This window comes from Pedobacter sp. TM02, assembly GCF_059705275.1.
In genome coordinates this window covers 1,128,931-1,152,542 of record NZ_AP046530.1, presented here as the reverse complement: position 1 = coordinate 1,152,542, position 23,612 = coordinate 1,128,931, and the positions used below count along the sequence as shown (strand labels likewise).

At 43.6% G+C, this 23,612-nt stretch carries 17 protein-coding genes; 7 read left to right on the top strand and 10 right to left on the bottom strand.

The annotated features are described in order from the left end of the window. The first annotated feature begins 10 nt into the window (after positions 1–10). Positions 11–853: a hypothetical protein gene (locus AC6H1S_RS04910; protein ID WP_199141934.1), complete on the top strand. Its 843-nt coding sequence runs from the start codon at positions 11–13 to the stop codon at positions 851–853. Between the two features lie 5 nt (positions 854–858). After that, positions 859–1,863 (top strand): type I glyceraldehyde-3-phosphate dehydrogenase, encoded by a 1,005-nt coding sequence (gene gap, locus AC6H1S_RS04905; RefSeq protein WP_199141933.1) that lies wholly within the window; start codon positions 859–861, stop codon positions 1,861–1,863. 1,184 nt (positions 1,864–3,047) lie between these two features. On the opposite strand, the gene AC6H1S_RS04900 is transcribed toward gap, so the two are convergent. From AC6H1S_RS04900 to AC6H1S_RS04890, 3 genes are read right to left on the bottom strand one after another with little or no spacing between them, the layout of a single operon-like run. Next, positions 3,048–3,569 (bottom strand): hypothetical protein, encoded by a 522-nt coding sequence (locus tag AC6H1S_RS04900; protein ID WP_497565362.1) that lies wholly within the window; start codon positions 3,567–3,569, stop codon positions 3,048–3,050. Positions 3,570–3,590: 21 nt separating this feature from the next. Further along, positions 3,591–4,040, bottom strand: a complete 450-nt coding sequence (locus AC6H1S_RS04895; protein WP_497565361.1) for a DUF4304 domain-containing protein — start codon at positions 4,038–4,040, stop codon at positions 3,591–3,593. Positions 4,041–4,055: 15 nt separating this feature from the next. Beyond that, complete coding sequence (locus tag AC6H1S_RS04890) at positions 4,056–5,867, bottom strand: hypothetical protein (protein ID WP_497565360.1); 1,812 nt, start codon at positions 5,865–5,867, stop codon at positions 4,056–4,058. A gap of 379 nt (positions 5,868–6,246) precedes the next feature. On the opposite strand from AC6H1S_RS04890, the gene AC6H1S_RS04885 reads away from it, so the two are divergent. Both AC6H1S_RS04885 and AC6H1S_RS04880 read left to right on the top strand, forming a co-directional pair. Further along, positions 6,247–6,669 carry a hypothetical protein gene (locus AC6H1S_RS04885; protein ID WP_497565359.1) on the top strand — a complete coding sequence of 141 codons (423 nt, stop codon included), beginning with the start codon at positions 6,247–6,249 and terminating at the stop codon, positions 6,667–6,669. Between the two features lie 87 nt (positions 6,670–6,756). Next, entirely contained in the window at positions 6,757–6,978 is a 222-nt protein-coding gene (locus AC6H1S_RS04880; RefSeq protein WP_497565358.1) for a hypothetical protein, read from the top strand. A 58-nt stretch (positions 6,979–7,036) separates the two neighbouring features. Here the strand turns inward: AC6H1S_RS04880 and AC6H1S_RS04875 are convergent, their stop codons facing one another. From AC6H1S_RS04875 to AC6H1S_RS04865, 3 genes are all read right to left on the bottom strand, one after another. Next, complete coding sequence (locus AC6H1S_RS04875; RefSeq protein ID WP_497565357.1) at positions 7,037–9,391, bottom strand: sensor histidine kinase; 2,355 nt, start codon at positions 9,389–9,391, stop codon at positions 7,037–7,039. A 206-nt stretch (positions 9,392–9,597) separates the two neighbouring features. Beyond that, positions 9,598–10,326, bottom strand: a complete 729-nt coding sequence (locus AC6H1S_RS04870) for a tetratricopeptide repeat protein (protein ID WP_497565355.1) — start codon at positions 10,324–10,326, stop codon at positions 9,598–9,600. Between the two features lie 4 nt (positions 10,327–10,330). Beyond that, positions 10,331–10,891, bottom strand: coding sequence for an RNA polymerase sigma factor (locus tag AC6H1S_RS04865; RefSeq protein WP_199138342.1), 561 nt, complete (start codon positions 10,889–10,891; stop codon positions 10,331–10,333). A 179-nt stretch (positions 10,892–11,070) separates the two neighbouring features. Between AC6H1S_RS04865 and AC6H1S_RS04860 the strand changes: the two genes are divergently transcribed. The 3 genes from AC6H1S_RS04860 to AC6H1S_RS04850 all read left to right on the top strand — a co-directional run bounded on the left by AC6H1S_RS04860 (position 11,071) and on the right by AC6H1S_RS04850 (position 16,958). Beyond that, the gene (locus AC6H1S_RS04860) at positions 11,071–12,039 is read left to right on the top strand and encodes a hypothetical protein (protein ID WP_199138344.1); all 969 of its coding nucleotides are present in this window, start codon (positions 11,071–11,073) and stop codon (positions 12,037–12,039) included. Between the two features lie 104 nt (positions 12,040–12,143). After that, on the top strand, positions 12,144–14,126 hold the full coding sequence (locus AC6H1S_RS04855) for a DUF7849 domain-containing protein (protein WP_497565354.1): 1,983 nt from the start codon (positions 12,144–12,146) through the stop codon (positions 14,124–14,126). Positions 14,127–14,357: 231 nt separating this feature from the next. After that, the gene (locus AC6H1S_RS04850; protein WP_497565352.1) at positions 14,358–16,958 is read left to right on the top strand and encodes a CHAT domain-containing protein; all 2,601 of its coding nucleotides are present in this window, start codon (positions 14,358–14,360) and stop codon (positions 16,956–16,958) included. A 154-nt stretch (positions 16,959–17,112) separates the two neighbouring features. Here the strand turns inward: AC6H1S_RS04850 and AC6H1S_RS04845 are convergent, their stop codons facing one another. The 4 genes from AC6H1S_RS04845 to AC6H1S_RS04830 all read right to left on the bottom strand — a co-directional run bounded on the left by AC6H1S_RS04845 (position 17,113) and on the right by AC6H1S_RS04830 (position 23,603). Continuing rightward, positions 17,113–17,475 carry a DUF6717 family protein gene (locus tag AC6H1S_RS04845; RefSeq protein ID WP_199138349.1) on the bottom strand — a complete coding sequence of 121 codons (363 nt, stop codon included), beginning with the start codon at positions 17,473–17,475 and terminating at the stop codon, positions 17,113–17,115. Next, positions 17,456–19,459 carry a 1,4-alpha-glucan branching protein GlgB gene (gene glgB, locus AC6H1S_RS04840; RefSeq protein WP_497565351.1) on the bottom strand — a complete coding sequence of 668 codons (2,004 nt, stop codon included), beginning with the start codon at positions 19,457–19,459 and terminating at the stop codon, positions 17,456–17,458. Before glgB ends, AC6H1S_RS04845 begins: the two co-directional genes overlap by 20 nt. Before the next feature lie 92 nt (positions 19,460–19,551). Beyond that, positions 19,552–22,023 (bottom strand): glycoside hydrolase family 31 protein, encoded by a 2,472-nt coding sequence (locus AC6H1S_RS04835; protein ID WP_199138353.1) that lies wholly within the window; start codon positions 22,021–22,023, stop codon positions 19,552–19,554. Positions 22,024–22,235: 212 nt separating this feature from the next. Continuing rightward, positions 22,236–23,603: an MFS transporter gene (locus AC6H1S_RS04830; protein WP_497565349.1), complete on the bottom strand. Its 1,368-nt coding sequence runs from the start codon at positions 23,601–23,603 to the stop codon at positions 22,236–22,238. Positions 23,604–23,612: the final 9 nt, after the last annotated feature.

Below are 23,612 nucleotides of genomic sequence, written 5' to 3'. Positions count from 1 at the left end.
CAGCAAACCAATGATAGCAGTAGTTTATAGCGGATCTAAAAGCGCCTTCTGGAAAATCTCTAGCGAGGGCAAAACCATAGCGGAATGTACCATTGCGGGCATCAACCCTTGCTTTAACGACCCCAAACATATCCTTTACCTCCTCAACAAGGAAATCACCCTGATTAACCATGCTGAGCGCATCAAGAAAATCTATGCTTTTGTAGCAGGAACTTCCTCACCAGGCATGCAGGAGTCGCTGGCGCATACGCTGGGCCAGTTTTTCAGGAACAGCAAAATCAAGGTAAACGACGATTTGTATGGTGCTTCCATCGCGGCCTGCTACAACCAAAGCGGTATTGTAGGCATTTTGGGAAGCGGTGCCAACTGCGCCTATTTTGACGGCAAACGCCCTGAACAGAACAACTTTGGCTTAGGCTATATTTTGGGCGATGAAGGTTCTGCCAACTACCTGGGTAAGATTTTGCTTAAACAATACCTTGAAGATAAACTGCCGCAAGATTTGAAGAAGCAGTTTGAAGAGCGTTACAACGTTGACCGTCCGCTTATTTTAGAACGCATCTACAAAAAACCCAACGTACAGAACTACCTCAGTTCTTTTTTAGAGTTCTATATCGACAAAAGAAACAACAAATATATTGAACAACTGATCGACCAGGCTTTTGAGCGGTATTTCAGTACTTACCTGATGCCAACGGTGAAGCAGCATCCAGGCCAGGAAATCCACTTTGTGGGTACGGTGGCCGGCACTTTTCAGGACAGGTTAAGACTGGTGGCCCAAAGGCACGACGTTCATATCATTACCATAACAAAAGAACCAATACATAATTTACTTCATTATTATTCAAATTAAATACAATGACTAAAGTAGGAATAAACGGATTTGGCCGTATCGGCAGACTTGTTTTCAGAGCCGCCTTGAAAAGAGGCCTCGACATTGTTGCCATTAACGACCTTATCGAGCCAGATTACATGGCTTATATGCTAAAATATGACACGATCCACGGCCGTTTCGACGGTACCGTAGAAGTAAAAGACGGACATTTAGTGGTAAACGGCAAAACCATCCGCATTACGGCCGAGAAAGATCCGGCTAACTTGAAATGGGACGAAGCTGGTGTAGAAATCGTGATCGAATCAACCGGTTTGTTCTTAACCCGTGCCGACGCCAACAAGCACATTGCAGCTGGCGCCAAAAAAGTGGTATTCTCTGCTCCGGCAAAAGACGACGACATCCCGACTTATGTGATGGGCGTAAACCACGATCAATTAACAGCCGATCAAACCGTAGTTTCGAATGCTTCATGCACCACCAACTGCTTGGCTCCTATTGTTAAGGTATTGCACGACAACTTTGGTGTAGTGGAAGGTTTAATGAGCACCGTACACGCGGTAACTGCCACCCAAAAAACGGTTGACGGTCCTTCGGCCAAAGACTGGAGAGGCGGCCGTGGTGGCTTCTCTAACATCATTCCTTCGTCAACAGGTGCGGCCAAAGCGGTAACCAAGGTAATCCCTTCGCTAAAAGGCAAATTAACGGGCATGTCGTTTCGTGTACCGGTTGCCGATGTTTCGGTAGTTGACTTGACTGCACGTTTGGAAAAACCGGCTACTTACCAACAGATTAAAGATGCCATGAAAGCCGCATCGCTTGAAGGTCCTTTAAAAGGCGTTTTGGGCTATACCGAAGATGAGGTGGTTTCTTCAGATTTTATCGGCGACGACCGCGCTTCGATTTTTGATGCCGGCGCTGGTATTTCGTTAAATGACAACTTTGTAAAAGTAGTTTCTTGGTACGACAACGAGTGGGGCTATTCTTCGGCCTTGGCTAAGTTTGTAGAGTACTATGGCTCTTTAAAATAGTTTCCGGTTCATACCGAGTGAAAAAGGCAATGTCGTTTGGCATTGCCTTTTTTGTTTAGCGTTATGTATATTCGGCTGAACGCTACCCTAACCTGTTAATCTGTGGCTAAAATTGGGCAATAAGAATTAGCCAAGAGTTTACAACTCACCCCGCAGCACTATACGCTTTACTCAATACGCAATACGCCACTTACATTTAACAAAAATTTAACACCTTCCAGCCTAGAGACTCAAATATTGGAACTATTTTTGTATTGATATCCCTGAATGGTTTGGATAAACGCTTTTGTCATGTAAAAAACATGAAATGGAATATCGCGATTTTTAATAGTGTACTTTTTACACTATCAGAAATTATTTCTATATTTGCAACGTGATGGCTCTGAACACCGGGCATTACTTCAAAATTGATAGCATATATTTCTTGACCTCGTGCAGGAAATTTTAAAGATAACCCGTTCATACAGGTTTATATTTGGTTAGAAAAAGAGATTCGTCTGGATGGAGAATCTCTTTTCTTTTTTTAAGGGCCAATTGTGCGCTGTTTTGAGCCTATAGAAACAGATTGCAGTTAGAGTAGTTTTTAATCTGTTAATTATTTGTTTTCAAATTTACAATTTTGAAGTAAGTTTTGCTCGCATTACCCTTTAATGCAATAGCAGAGATAATTTTAGGACAGTCAAAACAACAACGTGTTAAGGCTAATATTTCAATCGGCGAGATATTTGTGTCAAATATCATGACGGACTGTTATGAAGATTGATTGAGAATGCAGGTTGCCGAAAAGCGGTTACAGCGTTACGCTGTAAAGGAAGCTTTCACGGAGCAAATTTCTTGAGCAATGCAAAACGAGTGACAAATAAGGATGGCCAAGCTAGGATAAACCTATGCTAGCTGATGGCGTTGGGATTTGGCATGATGTTTTGCGCTCACAACCTTTGCGGAGTACCGCTCTTCCTAATCATTAACGCACTTCCCCAACCTAAATCCCACAGGCTGAAAAGTGAACGCAGTTGCCTCGTAGAACGTCAGTACCGATGATAAAGCACCAAACTAACGATTAAACTTAGCCTTTCCACTTGGTAAGCCACAGATGAGTGAAGGGCTTAGTTTAAGAGTTTCATTTAAATAAAAAGGAGCCGTATTGCTACAGCTCCTTTGATTAGCAAGATTTTATTTTATGCTTACTTAAACTTTATGCTTTTTAACAGGTCATTGAAAATCTTTACCGCCTTCTTCCTATCTTCTTTTTTGCAAACCACTCTACCACTTATGGATTTATAATTTCTGTATTCAGAGTCAAAATTATAACGATATTCATCGCCAATATGAGTACAAGTTATAAAAAAACCAATTCCATTTACTTCAATGATTTCTTCTTTATCTGTGTTATTACTCATGCTGAGTTCTTCTATTGTCTCTAAAATAGAGGCTCTGATTTCTGGAAGGCTCTTTACCTGTTTCCTTAAGTAATCATCATCCAATACAGTATCCCAAAAAGTTATAATGATTCCGTTACTATTAAAACATTTGGTACTGACATCTAATGCTGGCGAACTTTTATAATTACTTTGCATATATCTATAATGTTCATTCCAGTCCATTTGAACACTTTTCTTCGGCTGACTGATATAGACAACATCACTTAGTGGTCTCTCTTGAAAAATAAGCGAAATATAAAGTATAAGGCTAAGTTTTAGATTCATGTTCTATCTAATTTATAAAGTCTAATCAACAGGTAAATTAAAATATTGCTTTACTACTAATGGAATGTCATTTAAATGAGAACGCTTCTTCAGCTCCGCCAATAAATCATCGCGATCATTGACTGCTCGGATTTTTTTAATCAAGTTCTCTTCAATGGCCGTTCTTAGCATACCTTTCCTAGCGCCGTCAGCTATATCACTCTCCAGATTTAGCAATGCATCTATTTCGCCTTTTTGTTTGATATCAGACGATGAAAATCTATTAAAAACGTGCATAGTCAATCCATCCAAGGGGAGCTCTTTCAAAACATATCCATAGTTAATATAATAGCTTTCTCCAAATTGAGATTTTTGAATATTTATAATTTTTGTAATTGCATCGCTATTAACAAGCCAATAATTGCCTTTTTTTTTAAAACCAATCGGCACAAGTAGCTCATTTATAATATTAATAAGTTCTTTCCTATCCATTACAGTGTCTTCTAATTAATATAGATCTAAAACAGTATTCCAAACACCACCAAATTTCTTTTCAAATTCAGCTTTGTATTTTGCAAGCTGGGCATTTCCTGCTGAAATTTGTCTAGGATTATTAGGCTTCAACTCAAATATCGTTTTTGTATTAAAATCTACAAAATCAGGTCGTATACCAGAAATCCCTGTATATTCTTTAAATGTAGTAACATTATTTGCTAATCCAGCTTTATATTCGGCATGCATTTTTCTACCCAATTCTAAAGTTGACTTTGTATACGGAGCACCAACAGGAACAGATTCTTCAACCGCAGAACGAACGCTAGGATGCGACGGAGCAGTAACATAACAATCGATTAAATATAGCCAGAAAAAAGGGGATTTGATCGCATCTTCCCACAGGTTCAACAACCCCTTCACCCTGTCGCCAGCCATCATTTGTATCATGCCCTTATCAGGTACTCCATTCATGTAGACCAAGCTTGCGGCGTTCGTGTAATAGTCGATGTTGTTTCGAAAATTATTGATTTGATCTGGTCTTATGATATATTCTATACCGTTCCTTACTGTACCAGCCAATCTACTGCCTGCATAGAATACTAGTTTGTTGTTTTGGTCATAATGTGGTGTCAAAGTATATTGGCCAACCTCAATGCTGTTGCTAGCAATACTGTATCTGCTTAAATTGATCTGCTTAGAGTTTCTATATTTCAATATAAGGTAAAGCTCTATCCCATTTCCCGTTATAGGATCTGCCATGGTGTTTACAATTTCTTCTACTTCTTCATCAGAATAGTAAGGAACTTCCAAGGGTGGTAAAACCGGTGGCAAAGTACCACCATCGCAATCCGGCGGAGGAAGCCCAGCAAGCTTTAGAAAGCCGTTTCCGTTTACTCTTGAAACAGGTGCAGGAGCTCCCCCACCACACGGATCATAACCGCCCGGAGGATTTGGAGTGGTACCTCCACCTCCTCCACCTGTAGGAGGAGGTGGAAATTCTGGCATTGCACAATTTACTACAGTACTTCTCTCAACGCGATAGCCCGGCAGGTAGTCCAGCTGTCCCATGCTTGTTATATTGGTTTCCCACGGACAAAACCCCGGCCAATCACCAGTCGAACAAGGATAGGGTACTACCTCGTAAACATCATATATCTCACATTCTCCAGGCAATAAACTAATCTTGTTATTGTTTATAAGAACCTGGGATGTGCCCGCAGACATTACTTTGCCCTGTGAGTCTTGGGCATTGCCTTGTTCCCTGAGCTGAGGAAGGTCTACAAGGTTGATTCTGCTGGCATATATCTCGCCTTTAAACGGAAGGTGCTTTTGCCCATGCCAGTCGGCTATCCATTCTTTTGTTGGTAGATAGGTAGTTAAGAAGGCCGTTGTATTTCCGCCAACAGTCTGGATCGTAATATTCTCGAAATGGACAGCTCTAGGTGTCTTAGGCTTCAAGGCCAAAACATAGCTCACCGTATCTCCTAATACGAGCTTCTTTACATTGCCCATATCCAGCACGAAATTAAGTCCAGTTTCCCCAACCGACATAGTTGTATTCTTCGCATTTCCCGCATTGGCAATGACAGGCTTTAGCGAGCCCATTTTATCAAGGTTTATAGAAGACAGAAACTGGCTGTAGCTGATGTTCTGAATTTTATCCTTGTTTTTATCGGTTTTTTGAGGGCTTGGCACTAGCAGGTCTTTTTTACAAGAACCGACACCGATTGTTACAAACAATAATAGAATAAAGCCCAGATAACGTAATGGCCTAACTGAGCCGACAGGCCATAGCTTAACCCTAAGAGCATTTTTGCTTTTCATTTTAAATAGTTGTTTTAGGTTTCCAACTTGAATATATCACTAAACCTGCTACAGTTCAAAGCATTAGGCGTTCAATATTCTTACTTTTTAAAAAAGTTTAGAAGATTTATTTAAAGGTTAAACAATTAGATTTTCAGTTAAATTGATTAATTATTATGTGTACTATATTGCTCACCATTTTCCAATCTTCTCTTGTCCTAAACAGTATTCTTCTGTAAAGACTTCATAGACCAACAACGTGCGAGAATGACTGTACCTACGTCACCGAGCTTCTAAGCTATCAGCTTTACATTTATATGTAGAATTTATTCGGAGTGCTTTAACACTAAAAATTGCTAAATCACCCAACTATTTCTTATCTTTAAGTAAGCCCAAACCAATGAACTATAGACTTTCCTACCCGTTTAAAATCTGGCTAACCAGTACGCTGGTAGGAACTTTATTGTTTGTCATTTATTTCAGCATTGTTTCGGCCGCTCCTTTCGAAGGTGTTTTTACCTTCTTTATTTTCGGTTTTTTTGCAGCCTTGGGCACCTCTATACCCGCTTTTTTCATTTTATGGCTCTGCTTATACCTGCTTACCAAAACTAGTTTAAGCACTCAAAAGATAAGAATTGTGATTGCCGTTGTGGGTGCGATTTGCTGTACGTTGCTTTTTAACACATTGGGCGTTTCTTATGCCACCACATCAGACCTGGTTTTGATCGGGGCCTATGCCTTGCCTGTTATGGTTTCGGCATGGATCTATCCATTAAGGCCTTCGCCAGACGCTTTGGTCCGGCACAGCAACGAGATGGCCTGAAAGTCATAGCAAAATCAGCTATGGGCGACATTAAAATTTTAGCGAAACAACTCTCCTATTCAACTGTTTTATTAAAAAATCAAGATCATGATCAATCCAGCAGACAACATTCCAGTAGACGATTCGCAAAACAGCGAAGCGGAAGACCAACAAAGCCAAAGAGACATTCATGCCAATGGCTTAGACCTTAACGACGAACCCTCGGAAGAAGAACAAGCCAATCCCGATTTATTGAGACAGGCCTTTGATGCCAGCGAAGCTTCTTATACCTTGGATGTAGATAAAGGAATTGCACCTAAGAAAGAGTAGTTGGTTAGTTGGTTGGAAAATTGGAAGTTGAAATGTTCTAAAGCTGCCTTCAACTAAACTACTTGAAGTAAATCTTAAAGGTAGTACCCACATTCTCGACACTTTCTACCGCAATATTGCCGCCCATAGCTTCGATTTGGTTTTTCGAAATGAAGAGGCCAAAGCCGCGGGCATCGGCATTGCCATTAAAAGTTTGGTAGATCCCGAATATTTTATCGCCGTGCTTTTTAAGGTCGATACCGATGCCGTTATCCGAAACGCGCAGCACCAGCTGATCTTTTTCTTCAAAACAGCTTAAAGAAATGACAGGCTTCCGATCTGGGTGACTGTATCGCAAGGCATTGGAAACGAGGTTGAGCAAAATGCTTTCGAGATAGGCCTTGTTGTAATTGATCTTGATATTGCTGTTCACCTTGTTGAGCACGGTGGCATCTTTGGCCAAAATCTGCGCATTTTGCGTAGCTAGCGTCTTGAGCACATAATCGTAGAGGTTTAGCGGCTCTACCACAATATCGATACTGGTTTGAATGTTGATAATGTTATTGAGGTTAAACAGCGTTTCGTTCAGGTTTCCGGCTACTCTTTTAAGCAATTGGATCATTTCATCGCGTTCTTCATCGTTTTTAGCATTTTCAATCAAGCTAGAAATGCCCTGGATGTTACTGGCATGCGAGCGCAGGTTGTGCGATACGATGTACGAGAAATTAAGCAAGCGTTTATTTTGTTCGGTTACCAAGTTGAAAGATTTGCTTAAAGCCGACTCCGATTGTTTTTTATTGGTAATATCAATCATGATGCCCCTGAGCTTGAGTGGTTGTCCGGGCTCGTCGATTACACTGACCACGTCTCTGATCCACACCACGCTTCCATCGTTAGCCAGCATGCGGTATTCATAATCGTGCTTTCTTCTTTCGGCGGTTGCCTTTTCACTGAACACCTTGACCCATTCCTTATCGTCGGGATGCAGGTGATCGAACCAGAAACTCGGACTGTCGGTCCATTGGCTCACGGTGTAACCCAAAATATCTTTCACCTTCTGACTGATAAAAGTGCAGGAATGAGAGCCAGGCTCGCCTTCCCAAACAATACCGTCGATGGTATTGATAAGCGACTCGATGCGTTGTTGCGATTCGATCAGGCTCTGCTGCTCGGCCTTGCGTTTGGTCACATCTTCTACAATGATGATGTGATTGGTGGGGTCTTCTCCAACAGCCCAAAGCGGCGTAATGATTACATTGCCCCAGATGATTTGCCCTGCTCTCGACAAATATCTTTTTTCTCGGCTAAACTGCCTTATTTTGCCGGCCAGCAACTGCTTAAACAGCCTGGCGTCTTCTTCCAGGTCTTCGATATGGATAAGCGATTTGATCTTCTTATCCATCAGTTCCTTTTCGCTGTAACCTAAAAAATTGCAGAGGTAGCGGTTTACTTCCAAAATAAGTCCGGTACGCGAATCGACTCTTGCAATACCAATGGCGGCATTATCGAATATGTTTTTGAACTTGCTTTCGGTATTAATCAGCTGCGAGGCCTGGTCGTTTACAATGTCTTGCAACTGGGTTTGTTTGCGGAGCAGCCGCGACAATAAATAACTCGATAATACAGCCAGGCTCAACCCAAACAAAATGGCGGAGGCCAGTTCAAACCAGGTACCATAAGTATTTACGTTAATCACATAAAGCTTCCAATCGCCTTCCGGAAAAATTACCGAATGAGCGTTTTCCAACGAAAAATGCCCATCAACCGGCAGGAAAAACTCTTCCTTTTTGGTAATCGGATTAATCTTTGAAAATTGGAACCGGTAGTTTTCGTATTTTTTATTGTCGATACCGGCATTCTTGAACAATTTCTCCAGCCTGATCACCACGGCAGAAAAGCCCCAAAACTTGTTGTTGATGTACAAGGGCAGTCGGCCTACTACGCCCATGCCGCCCTGGTTGAGCTTAACCGGCCCTTGATAATACATCTTTTTGGTTTCAATGGCTTTTCTCACCTCCAAAACAGTTTGAGGAGGGCTTTTAAAAAGATCGATGTTAATAGCCTGCTCGTTTCCTTTGATCGGATACATATACTTGATTACCCCATTGGGTACCAATTGTACGGCCTGCAGATCGGGATTGGAACGGATCAGCTGATCGGCCACCGTTTCGAAATGATCGGGCACGCCTTTGTTATCGAGCGTTAGGGCCAAGGTAAGGGCTACCGTATAACTGTTTTTAAGCGATTGTTCGAGGTTTTGCTTAACTCCATAAAGGATGTTCGAAACCTCGCGTTCCTTATTTTCCCTGAACAATTCATAACGCTGATGTACGATAAGCGAAATAAGCGTGAGCAACAAGAAAAAAGTGATGAAGCCCGAGGTCTGCGGTTTAGAGATAAACCAACTCGATAACTTATTGGACTTTTTCACCATGGCTATTGAGCAGTTTATTATACCTAGAATACATAATTAGACTTTGAGCACGTTAATTCAGAGCTAAATATAGCAAAAATGATCCGAAAGCGATCGGGTGACGGCCTGAAAAACACAAAGATAAAATTTCTTAATTATTAAAATTAATAACTTAAAAGAAATATTACGAGCGCTTGCATGGGGCAGCAGCCACTCAAAATGTGCTTTTAAAGCTTTTGTATCAAATCTGTTGCTTTTTGATAATGCGTAGTACCCTTGGCTATTTTTTGAAGCCAGCTTTTGCATTCGGTTTTTTGCCCTGTTTTTAAATAACTCATGGCGATGGCATAGGCCGCATCGTACTTAAAGGCTGATTCTCCATTGTAAACGGTCGTCAAAAGTTCGCGACCTTGTTCTACCCGTCCGGTAGCCAATAGGGTTTGGGCATAATAATAACTTAACTGTGCATTTTGAGAATCCTTGCTGTACAGCTTTTCGAGTATACTTTTGGCTTCCGCGTATTTGCCATCGTTATAAAAAGAAGCGGCTTTGTCTAATTCAGTCTCGCTGGCAGCACCCCGTTCGGCAACCAGCATTTGTCCCGGCACATGATACTGCTGGTAAAGATTGCCACGCCAAGGTGCCCAAATAAACAGCCCTATAGCCAAAACCGCTGCTATGCCACTGGCCCATTTGATGATTGGCTTTAGCGAAAGTACTTGGGTTTCGTGTCCGAAATACTGACTGTTTAACTTGCCCAAAGTTTGCTGGAGTGCTTCGCGAACGGCATCTGGTGCCAACTGCTGCCGCAAGTTTTGTTGCAATTGCCTGTAATCTTCCAAATGTTGCTGCAGTTCGGCATCGGTTTGTAATTGGGCTTCAAACTCAGCCATTTCGGCTTCGCTTAAATCTCCCTCTACAAAACGGGCTGTCCATGTTATTTTATCTTCGGCCATCTCTTTATTTATTAAGCTGAACTAATTTCATCAGGCTTGCCATACATTCCGATTTCTTTTTGCGCAAATAGCCATAGGTTACACCCAATGCTTCGGCCACTTTTTCCTGTGCCTCGCCTTTTAAGCTCCACCTGATGATTTCCTGGCAACGCTCACCCAGCTTTTCGAAGGCTTTTAAAAACAATTTCGACTGTTCTTGCTGCTTTTCAAGCTGTTCTGCTTGTTCAAATGTATCTTCGCCGATATGTAATAAACTGTCTTCTTCTTTTGTTACCGGTAAGACAGCTCTTTTTTTCAGTTCGTTGAGCCATTTACGTTTACAGACCAGCAAAAGAAAGGGCTCGAACGGACAGGTAAGCTCCAATCCCTTGTATTTGGCCTGGTTATATACATCAACCAGAGCCTCCTGAAAAATATCTTCGGCATCGTTGGCATCGCCATTGTTAAAGCACACAAACGATTTTACTTTCCCAGCACATTTCTTATAGATTTCGTTGATCAGCTGGGCATCGTTGTTGAGCAATGCCAAAAGATAACGCTGATCTGGATGTACTGTTTTGGCCATTTGAACTGCTTTTTAGGAAGTTTGCTAGCCTAAATTACTCTTTCTTGCGCATTGCGGAAAAAAAAATGAAAATAATGGGGTAACATTTTCTGCGACGGCTTTATCTCTCCTCAAACCTGATGAAACGGCGTTTGCTGAAAAGCCTGAAGAGAGTAAGCGAAATTATAAAATCAAAGATCATGAAAAAGCTAAACCTAACCTACGCAATAGTTGCCCTTATCATTTTGTTTGCGGCAGCCTGTAAGAAAGACAAAAACAACAGTGGCAATGCGGCCTACTCGGCCAAAGAATTTACTGCATTGTATGGCCCCCAAATGCAGGGCAGAAAAGTAATGGGCAATGTAGAGAACACCTTTACTTTGCCAGGCGGCACCAAGATTACCATTCCGGCAGGGGCCATCAAGTTAGGTGGCGTGGCTGTAACCGGCGAAATGACCATTAGCGCCATGGAAGTACTCAAAAGAAGCGATGTGGTATTTGGTGGCATGAACACCAATCACATCAGCGGTGCGCCTTTGGCTTCAGATGGCTTTATCTATTTGAATGCCATGGTTAATGGCACTAAAGCAGATCAAGCCTTGGCCATTCCCATCAGGGTTTCTATTCCGGCCAAAAGAACCGGTGTTACCCAACTTTGGGAAGGTGTTGAAAAAGTAGGCCAAGACAACCAGATGGCCTGGCAGGCGCCAGCCCCGCAAGCCAATGGCGTTGGCGTAAAAGTAGATGTGACCGCAGCAGCCGAAGCCTTTACTTTCGACATGGGCAACCTGGGCTGGATCAACTGCGATGTGTTTTACAGCTATAGCAACCCTAAAACCACTACGCGTGTAACCTTGGTCAACAATCCGGGCAACCTGGCAACATTTAGAGGCTATGCCGGCGAAACCTTTGTATTCTTCTGTGCCAAAGGCAGCAACGTAGTGGCCCAGCTGTATACCACCGACGGTCTGAACAAGGTAAAAAGCTACGACAATTCTATGCCGGTTGGCGTACAAGGCAAATACCTGTCATTCGCGATCAAAGATGGCAAATACTACTATGCGGAACAGGAAACCACTATTGTGGCCAACCAAAGCATTACGCTTACCTTGGCAGAAACTAGCGAAAGCCAAATACAACAAGCCATCAATGGCTTAAACAATTACTAAGAATCTATACCCCAATTTTTAACAAGGAAGATGGAGCCGAATGCGCGCTTCATCTTTTTTTGCCATTTCGTTATTTCGGATAAAAATCTATAAATTTAGTACTCATGAAAACGCTTCTTCTTTCCATCTTTGTTTTTTTAGGCTTCCATGTAGTACAGGCGCAGGTGTTGCCCAGCGATACCGTACCGGCCAAAATCAATTATACCACAGAAAACGGCGTAACCAAATTCAGTGCCGAGCTAAGGCCTTTAAGACCGATTTCGGGCGCCCCTGCTCCTTTCTATACCTATTTCTGGGAATTTGGCGATGGTGGATTCAGTTTCGAAAAAGACCCTCTTCATATCTATAATTCTTCGAATCCCACCATGGTTCGATTGTTTGCCACCAACAACTACGACGATGGCAAACATCCGCCAACCAGGCCTAGACCGATTAAACCAACCAAACCAAGTGGCGGTGGCAAACCTATGCTGGCTTCGAATACGCCCAACTTTTTTAAAATGGGAGGCAGCATTGAACTTAAAAGCAATGCCATGCCCAAGCCCGGCGACGACATGATGTTGGTTTTTGGCTACAGAAACAAAGCCAGCAACGGACAGTCCAACCTGAACGGCACCTTGGCAATTTTGTACAACGACCGCGAATTTAGCAACAACAATTTTGTACTGACCGAAGCCCGCACTTATTTTGGGGAGCAAAAGGCTGATCTGAAACCGATGATGCAAACGGCCTACCTACCACAAAAAAACAAAACGCCTGTTTATTACGCTTCGGCAAACCCAGAATTGACCTTGCCCAAAGCAGATCAGGTACTTTTTAAAGACAAAGCCAAAGATTTTAAAAACCAAGTAGGCTGGCGCTTTGAAGGCCTGAAAACCGATGAGGAACGTTTTCTCTTTCTCGAGTTCAAAACTACCCCAGAAATGCTGAAAGACACCAATGCGGTTGTTCGCCTTTCGGCGGTGTTTATTCCGGATAATCCACTGGTAGAAAAAGAGTTTTTTAACCTGGAACTCCAAATCGTGGCTTCGCATGATCCCAACAAAATGGTACTGCGAAAAAGCAGGATGAATTACCGCTTTACCAGTAAAAGCCGGGAACTTACTTATAAAATCCGTTTCCAAAATACTGGCAAGGGACCGGCTAAAAAGGTTGATGTGGCCGTCAACGTGGCTTCGGTTTTTGATCCGGCTACGTTAAAAGTTACCCAAACCAAACCCGAAGTAATTACCTGCGATTCGGCTTATAGCGGGCAGAGTTGCCTCAAAGTGCTGAAGGGCACAGACAGCGTACATTTTGTATTTAGCAACATCTACCTGCCCGGCCTCGACCAGAAAGGGGTTAACGACGCCGATTCGACCATGGGTTTTGTCGAATACAAGATCAGGTTCAAGGAAAAGCCCGAAAAACTACCCATCAAGAGCGGCGCGGCTATTGTTTTCGACAAAAACGAACCTATCTATACCAACAGGGCCGTGGGGCGCTTCAAAATGGGACTTTCACCCGGCATTATTTTAGGCTATGGCTTTCCTTTTGAAACGAACAACCAAAACTTCCTGAACAGCAAAAACATCGTAATCGGGGCAAGTTTGGCACCTTATGCGCCTCATCGTACCTATTGGCAGGTCGAGCTCTTCCTCAACACCTTTAAAGAAAACACTTACCTGGTTAGCTCTACCACCACCGCAAAAGATACCGTCATCAACAATACCCCCTACCGCATAGACAAAAAAGACTATTACAAAACCAAAAAAGTAATAACCATTAACGCAGTGCCTTTACAGGTGCGTTATAACCTGAATAAATATGTAGGCGCAGGTGCAGGGGCCTTGGTTTCGCTTAACCTGTACGATAAGGATATCGACGAATTGCGATACAACCTTACCGCCGCCAACGGTGTAGGCAAGCTTAATTTAGACAGGATAGCCAACTCGAGCAAAAAGCATTTCTCCAACTTGAATGCTTCCCTGTTTGCCGATGTGCAATTTGGTTTGGTGCGCGTAGGTCCATCTATCGGGTTCCGCTATCTTTACGACCCCAAAACCAACAATAACCGCATGGCGAGCTATGTAACCTGGAAGTTCTAGATGAGATTGTTGGTCCAATAGCTGCATCATGACTTTGCTAAGCCAATTAGCGGATTGGGTTTTTGTATAACTTGATCGGTTATCAGCCTAAAACCATGAGCCATCAACTCCGCAATAAAATCATTAAATTAGCTGAAATGCAAACCTTTTATGCGCTCAGTTTTTTTACGTTTTAGCTTTTTCCTTCTGTTTTTCGGAGCGCAATTCACTGTTTTGGCGCAAAACAAGTCATTGGATATCCGTTTGGATTCGTTGCAAAAGGCCAACGATTTAAGCGGGTGGATTTACGAGCGGCTGGAGTATGCCAAAAACAATCCGCAGGCAAACCTGACCTTCCTCTTGCAAACCCAGGCCAAGCTGTGGCGCAAGGCTAAAAACCAAACCGAACATTTTGCCTATTTAGATCTGCTGAATGTGCAGGGTTACCATCAATTGTTAACCGGCAATATCTTAGGTTCCATCAACAGTTACGAATCGGCTTTTGCCTATTATTTGAAAAACGAAGTGGTCGACTATGAAATTGTCGACTACACTTTAAAGCCTTTAAGCAACAACTACACCCGCCTGGGCGACTATGAACGGGCGCTCTACCTGCAACGCAGAACCCTCAATTTTCAGCTCAAAAATCAATATCCTCCAACAGACATAGCCTCCATGTACGGCAACATGGCCATTTGCTACCAATCAATGGGCAATTTGGCCGAAGCCGAAAAAAACGTTGGCGAAGGCCTGAAACTAGCCGCCAAAGATGCCCAAACACGAGTGGTTTTACACAACGTTTTGGCTGGTATATTTTTCGAGAGAAAGGAATACCAGAAAGCTGCCCAGCTGATCGAAGCCAACATCAGTGCCCAACGGCAAAACCTCACTGCCGAGAGTGCCTATTGGCTGGCAAGCTCATTTTCCACTGCCGGCAATATCTATATGGCCTTAAATCAGCCCCAAAAGGCCGATGCCTATCTGTCGAAGGCAATTGATTTGCTCAACCGCTATTATCCCAACAAATGGCTCAGGGAAAAGGCCAACCTGTTTACCCAAAGGGGGCGATTGAAATTACAGCAACAACAACCCTTACAAGCCATCCAATTTTTCGACAAAACACTGCTTACCTTAAAAATAAAAGACGGCAACAACAACCTCATTACGCAACGGATTTATGGCGATAACCGGGTAATGGAGGTTTTTGAACAGCTTGCCCTGGCGCATCAGCAGCTTAAGCAGGCTGATTTGGCCATCAAATACATCAAGTTGGCTTTATTAGCTGGCGATAAAATAAGAAATGAATTTGCCGACGACCAGACCAAGGAGCGTTTACAGGCCGATTTGAAAAACACCGCCGAAAAAGGAATCGAAATCAGCTACCAGCTTTACCAGCAAACCCACGAAAAATATTTGTTGCGCGAAATCCTGATTTTTGCAGAACAGAGCAAAAGCCGAACGCTGCTAGACCAAATCAGGCGCAACCAGCAATTGATGGGGCTTAACCAAAAGGATTCGCTGTTTGTCAAAAAACGAAACCTCGAGCTGGCCATTACCTATCAGGAAAAACAGGAGCTGGAAGGCATTGCATCGGCCAGCCAGCATATTGCGGGGCTTAAGTATGATTTAGCCCTGATCAACAAACAATTGCAACAAAAATATCGGCAACTGCAAACGGCCAGCCCAGCATTTGCAACCTCCTTGCCAACCCAAAGAACGCTGGAATATTTTGTAGGCGAACAGGCCATTTATCTTCTCGATATGGGCAACGGCCAAATCAATTCGGTGCAGTCACTGCCCGATGCCCCTCAAGTCAAGCTGGCCATCCAAACCTATGTCAACACTTATTTCCAACATGGGCCAAATGCGATGCTCAACTCGCCCAGAGCATTCTATTTGGCTTCTTATCAGCTTTACAAAACCATACTGCAAGGGGTTCATTTAAACAAAGGCGAAAGCCTAACCATTATTCCAGATGGGATTTTGGGCTATGTTTCTTTTGATGGATTGCTCACCAACAATCAATACAGCCCAAACATTTCGGCCTGGCCATTTTTGATCAAGAACAACACCATTACCTATGCTTTTTCGCTCCAGACCTTAAGCGCCAATGCGAAAAAAAACAAGCAAGAGGGCTTTGCAGGCTTTTTTATTACACATCAACAAAACAACAATGCCCCTCTAAAAGCAGTACAGGCTGAGGCTGATGGCCTAAAAAAACTGATCAGGGGCCGATTTTTGTTTAACGAACAAGCCAATGCGAAAAGCTTTAAAAACGAATTTGGACGTAATCAGGTATTACATATCGGCACCCATGCCTATCTATCGGGCACAAACCAAGAACCTACGCTCGATTTTGGTCCAGAAAAATTGTTTCTGTTCGAACTGACTGCCCAACAAAAAGCACCCTCATTAGTGGTATTAAGCGCTTGTAGAACCGCCGATGGCTTATTGGCCAATGGCGAAGGTATAATCAGTTTATCGAGGGGCTTTAACGCCATTGGCACATCGGCTACCATTGCCGGCTTGTGGAACGTAAACGATGTGGCTGCTTCGGTTATCACCTGCAACTTTTATAAGAACCTATTAAACGGAGAAAACAATGGGCAGGCTTTGCATCGAGCCAAACTAGACTGGCTGGCAATGCCTCAACACAACGATGCACTGTATTTGCCTTATTATTGGGATAGCCTGATTTATATGGGCACTGATCAACAAATAAATTTGGCAAAACCGTTCCATTGGCCATGGGTTACAGGTATTGGCGTCTTGGTTCTTCTGATGACAATCGCTTTGATTTGGTTCAGAAAAAAAGAGCATAGATTGCACAAGCGCGCCATTTCCAACACCTAGGCAAGTCAAAATCCAAACAACCAAATTCTAAACATCTTAGCCTCTCTTAGGTGTTTGAGGTGGTAAAAAAATAATAGCTAAGGATCATTTTCACCACCTAAGAAACCTTAGCAAATTTCAAAAAGCTAATTAACTATAATAATCTTAACCTCTCTTAGGTACGTGAGACTTCCAAAAAATAAATCTTTTGGGGCAAATCATTAAAAACAAAGCGGGTTACTTCGCAGAGCCAGAGTTTCAATCCAACTTTTTTGCCTTGATAGGTTTCCAGGTAATAATCGCCACCGCCACCTAAATTAGCTTCACGAGCGTGCAACAGGGTTAAGATGGCTGCGTTTTCGAATTGTTCGTCGGCCAGCCAAAGTTTTAAGGCAGTACCTTTATGGCTTAAAAGCTCCAACCATTGATCGGCACCCTCCACCAGCTGCAAATCATCAGGATCGCCTTTCCATTCGGGCAAAAGCACATACCATTCGCCCTTGTTGTTCTTTTTAAACTCAAGTATTCTTTTTGGCATCGGCTCCTGTTTCTTTTTTAAAAATAGCAGCTCCCAATGGTGGCAAATTAATCGCTATCGACTGTTTGCGGTGGTTGCAATCTATATTTTCCGTAGCTATGGCTTTTGGATTAAGCTGGTCGCTTCCGTAAAACTCGGACGCATCGGTATTGAATATTTCCTTCCATTTGCCCTTTGCAGGCACACCGACCCTAAAATTCTCGCGGTATACCGGCGTAAGGTTCAGCACCACCAGCAAGGTATCTTTAGGCTTGGAGCCTTTTCTGCAATACGTAAATACAGATTGATCCATATCGTCGGCATTGATCCATTCAAAACCTTCGTAAGAAAAATGATATTGATAAAGCGCCGGTTCTGAGCGGTAAAGCCGGTTCAAAGCCTTCACCAGCTTTTGCATACCGGCATGTGGCGCATATTGCAACAAATCCCAATTGAGCGATTCGTTAAAATTCCATTCGTTGGTTTGCGCAAATTCGTTGCCCATAAACAGCAGCTTGGTTCCCGGATGCGTAAACATGTAGGCATACAAGGCCCTCAGGTTGGCAAATTTTTGCCATTCATCGCCGGGCATTTTGTAAATCATAGAAGATTTGCCATGCACTACCTCATCATGCGAAAAGGGCAGCATAAAATTCTCGCTAAAGGCATACGAAATGCTAAAAGTTAGTTGGTGATGATGGTATTTCCGGTTAATGGGATCATTTTTGAAGTACTTTAGGGTGTCGTTCATCCATCCCATCATCCATTTCATGCCAAAACCCAAGCCACCTGCAAACACCGGCCGGGTTACCCCATCAAAAGTGCTGCTTTCTTCGGCAATGGTCTGCACACCTTGATAATTGCCATAAACGGCTTCGTTCAGGTCTTTCAAAAAGCTAATGGCGCCTAAGTTCTCGCTGCCACCATATGCATTGGTTCCGGCTTCTTCGGGCGTTCTCGAAAAATCGAAATAGAGCATCGAAGCCACGGCATCAACACGCAGGCCATCGGCATGGTATTTTTCTAACCAAAACAAGGCATTACTAATGAGAAAAGAACGTACTTCGTTACGGTCGTAATTGAAAATGTACGATTTCCAATCGGGATGGAAGCCCTTGCGCATATCGGCATGTTCAAACAGGTGCGTTCCGTCGAAATTAAACAAACCGTTGGCGTCGCCAGGAAAATGCGAAGGCACCCAGTCTAAAATAACCGCAATATGATGCTGGTGCAACTGGTCGATCAGGTACATGAGATCTTGTGGCGCGCCATGCCTGGAACTTGCGGCAAAATAGCCGGTAACCTGATAACCCCAGGATGGATAGTAGGGGTATTCCATGATAGGCATCAGCTCTACATGGGTAAAGCCCATTTCCAAAATGTAAGGCACTAACGTATTGGCAATTTCGCCGTAGCTTAATACCCTTTCAGGGTTGCTTGGATCACGTTGCCAAGAACCCAAATGCAATTCGTAAACCGAAATCGGCTGGTTAAGCGCATTGAGTTTGGGCCTTTTCCTTAACCAAGCTTTGTCTTTCCAGCTGTAGTCGACATCCCAAACAATAGAAGCCTTTTGTGGCGGGTGTTCCCAGCGCAGCGCATAAGGATCGCCTTTTTCAATATCGCTGCCATCAAAGCCTTTGAGGTAATATTTATAAATTTCGCCTTTAGCTACATGCGGAATAAAACCTTCCCAAATACCCGATTCGTCCCAGCGTTTATTTAACGGATGGCTTTCCCTGCTCCAACCATTAAAATTGCCCATTACGGCAACCTGTTGTGCATTAGGCGCCCATACGGCAAAATAGGTACCAGCCACCTGGTTTACGGTACAAAGGTGTGCCCCCATTTTCTCGTACAAACGGAAATGCTTGCCCAGCAAAAACAGCGAAACATCAAATTCGGTAAACAAGCTGTAGGCCCAAACACTTTTAAAAGCATCCAGTACTTTTTCTTTAGGGGATGACTTTTCTTTACCCTTGGTATTTTTTTTAGTGCCGGCCATATCTGGTTTTTGGGGTGGTTAATTGTTCGTTGTTAGAATTTAAGTATCTCCATTTTACAATATAACAGTATCAGCCATTAAATAATTACTCCTTAAGCACCAATAATCTTGATGTGGATAAAGTTTTTGTTCGATTTAAATCTCAATCGCTTGCGCTCATCCAAATAAAAATCGGTGATTTCCTTATCGTCGGCAAAAACCTTGGCTACTTCAAAAGGCAGTCCGATTACATTGTAATCATACAATTCATAATTCGGGGTGTACAAACCTTCTACAACCTGCTCGATAAAAAGATTATGGCCATCGCCTTTTACCACAAATTTCTTTTCCAGGTAGATATCCTGTTCATAGGCAAAAGTATCGCCATGGTCTTCGAACATAAACGAATTGACCTCATAATCGGCGTAGTAGATGTTGAGCCAAACCTCGTCTATCGGTTTTTCGCCCACATATTGCATTACTGGATATTCGGGCAATACCGAGCCTGCCCGAACAAACAGCGGCATGTCTTCTAAAGGGGCTTCAATATCGTACTCGTTGCCTCCGTTGAGCAATTCGTGCGTCCAGAAATTGTACCATTGGCCTTTAGGCAGGTATACAACCCGCGAAGTGGCGCCTTGTTCCAATACCGGACAAACCAACAGCTTATCGCCAAAGGTAAATTCATCCTGACGGAAGTGGTTGCCGATATTTTCCTGCTCGAGCATGGCCAATGGCCTCAAAATTGGGAAACCATAGCGATGATGCTCCCAAAACACCGAATAGATGTATGGCATTAGGCGGTAGCGCAACTCGATAAATTTACGGTTGATGCTGGTAAAGGGTTCGCCAAAGCTCCAAGGTTCGCGCTCGGAGGTATCGCCAGCCGAGTGTGCCCGCATAAACGGCGAGAAAGTACCCAGCTGGATCCAGCGGGTAAACAACTCGCCATCGGGCTCGCCACTAAAACCGCCGATATCTGTTCCGATAAACGGAGCACCAGAAATAGACATACGCTGACACTGGATATTGCCCAGTTTGAGGTGTTCCCAGGTGGCCACGTTATCACCGGTCCATATACAGGCGTAGCGTTGTACGCCAGAATAGCCTGCCCGGGTGATGGTAAAGGGACGTTTGTTGCGCATCAGTTTTTTCAAACCGTCGTAGGTTGAACGTACCATTTGCATACCGTAAATGTTGTGCGCTTTGCGGTGCGATCCGCGATAGCCATCGAAATTATGTCGAACATCGTTAGGGAAAGTACCGGCCCCAAACACGGCCGGCTCGTTCATGTCGTTCCAAAACCCGGCCACGCCCAAATCAACTAATTCTTTATACAGCCCGCCCCACCATTGCCTTACCGTTGGATTGGTAAAATCGGGGAACTGGCAACGACCCGGCCAAACGTGGCCTTCCATAAAGTAATCGTCGCTTCGGCGACAGAAATAATTGTTTTCCTTGCCTTCTTTAAACACCCAGTAATTATCGTCTACTTTAATTCCCGGATCGATCATCACCACGGTTTTCATCCCGATGCTTGCCAGGTCCTTGATCATTTTTTTAGGATCTGGAAAATACTTTTTGTTCCAGGTAAAGCAACGATAGCCATCCATGTAGTCGATATCCAGATAAATGGCATCGCAAGGAATCTGGCGTTCTCTAAAACCTTCGGCAATTGCCCTTACCTTAGATTCTGGGTAATAGCTCCAACGACATTGGTGATAGCCCAAAGCCCATTTTGGTGGCAATTTATGCGTACCGGTTAAGCTTTGGTAACGTTTAACCACATCCATCATGTGTGGCCCGTGGATATAATAGTATTGCAGTTCTCCGCCATCGGCCCAAAAACTGGTTTTCAGGTGGTCTTCCTTGCCAAAATCGAAATAAGAGCGGAAGGTATTATCGAAAAAGATGCCATAAGAGGCCCCTTGATGTACGCCGATATAAAACGGAATGGTACGGTAAAGCGGATCTTGATCCCAGCCAAAAGAGTAGGCATCGGTATTCCAGTTCTGGAATTTACGTCCCCGTAGGTTCATATTGCCCGATTTATCGCCCAAGCCAAAGAAATTCTCCTCGGGCAGGCAATTTTTGGTGGCGAATACGTAATAGCCTCCAAACTCAACGTTTTCTTCCCAGTGCATCGGCGAACTGTCTTCGCTCATCACCATACTCGTGTGATTGTCGAGGAATGAGATATGAAAGGTTTCCTTGTTCAGTTTGCAGGTAACGGTATTGGTGGCAATCAGGTAGTCCTCGTCGGTTTCTTCGAGCCTGAAAGTGCTCACGCGTTGGTCTACCTGAGGTACGGCATAAGAAAAATCGTCGAGAAAAACACTGTGAGGTGCCATTCTTACCCGGATAATCTCGTCGCTCACTACCCTCACTTCTACCCGCGCATTTCCATCTGAAAAATAAAACCTGTTGTCTTCTTTTTTGACCTCAACGATGGCAGTGAGGTATTGTTTGACGATAGGCTTTAAACTGGTAACAGGGTTATTCAGGTGCTGAATAATATCATCTTCAATATGTTCTGTAGCAATTACTGGCGTTTCTTTTTCTTCTTTGTTCAGTTCTTCTTCCATAAGTTTATCTTCGTTTCCCAATTAAAACCAATCCTATTCTTTATTTTGAATAATATTGGCCGTTGGCGCTCCTCGCCAACAAATTTAACGCTCATCCTTGTCGGCCTGTTGACAAAGAACGCCAACAAAAGCAACAAGGAACTAGGATAAACATATTAAAAATCCCTTAGTTATCCTCCATTTTTTTGAGGTTTTTACAAGTCGTTTGATTTTTACACCGAGCGTCCCTCTTCTACTTCCAATCTATTGGCCAAAACTTCGTCGGTACGCTTGGGCTCCCTTACAAAAACATAGCAAATAACCGCCGCCAAAATCATCAGTGCACCCCCTAATTGAACGGCCAAAAGCCTATCGTTGTGCAGTACGTTTTTCATGAGCCAGCCAAAGCCCAATGAGGCTATAATCTCAGGCAATACGATAAAGAAGTTGAAGATGCCCATGTAAATCCCCACTTTATCTTTGGGCAAAGAACCGCTGAGCATGGCATAAGGCATAGACAGGATACTGGCCCAAGCAATGCCCACACCGGTCATGCAGAGGTACAGCATGTTTTTGTCGTGCACCCAAGCTACACTAATGAGGCCCAGTGCACCGCAAAGCAGACAAAGCGCATGGGTGGTTTTACGCCCCAGCAGATCGGCAATTTTAGGCAACAACAAGGCAAACAAGAAGGTAACCACGCTGTAATAAGCCAAGGTGAGGCTGCCAAAGTCGGCACCGTGCGCATAAACCGGATCGCTGGCATCTTTACCGCCAAATACGTTTACCGCCACGGCAGTTGTGTAATAAAACCACATGAGGAACAGGCCTGGCCAGGTAAAAAACTGCACCAACGACACTACACGCATCCGCTTGGGCATATTGGCCAAGGCATGAAATATTTCGCGCAGCCCCGAACCCAAACCTTTACTTTCTGAAGTAGTTTCTGCTTTGCTTGAAGGCGGATATTCTTTTGTGGTTAAAACCGTATACAGCACCGCTGCAAAGAAGAAAAACGCCCCCAGGTAAAAAGAGAACTTTACGTTTTCTGGAATATTGCCTGGCGAGGCGGTATTGGTAAGGTGGAAAATATTGTTCATTACCCAAGGCAACGACGAAGCCACGCTTCCGCCCAAACCAATCATGAGGCTTTGCATGATAAAGCCACGGTTTACCTGACTATCGGGCAGTTTGTCGGTTACAAAGGCACGGAAAGGTTCCATGGCAATATTGCCAAATACATCTAATACCCATAACAAACCCGCAGCCATCCATAAGGCACTACTGTGTGGCATAAAAATCAAGGCGATACTGCTGATCAATGCACCGATAAAGAAATATGGCCTCCTGCGCCCCCAATGCGGATGCCACGTCTTATCGCTCAAGTAACCGATAATGGGTTGCACAATCAGTCCGGTTAAAGGCGCAGCCAAGAACAATAAAGGCACTTGGTCGGCATTAGCCCCCAGGTTTTCGTAAATACGGCCCATATTGGCGCGTTGCAGGTCCCAGCCAAACTGGATGCCAAAAAAGCCTACGCTCATGTTGATGATCTGCACGAGAGACAGTTTTGGATTTTCGGTTAATGTTTTGTGGTTCATTGGGTTGGT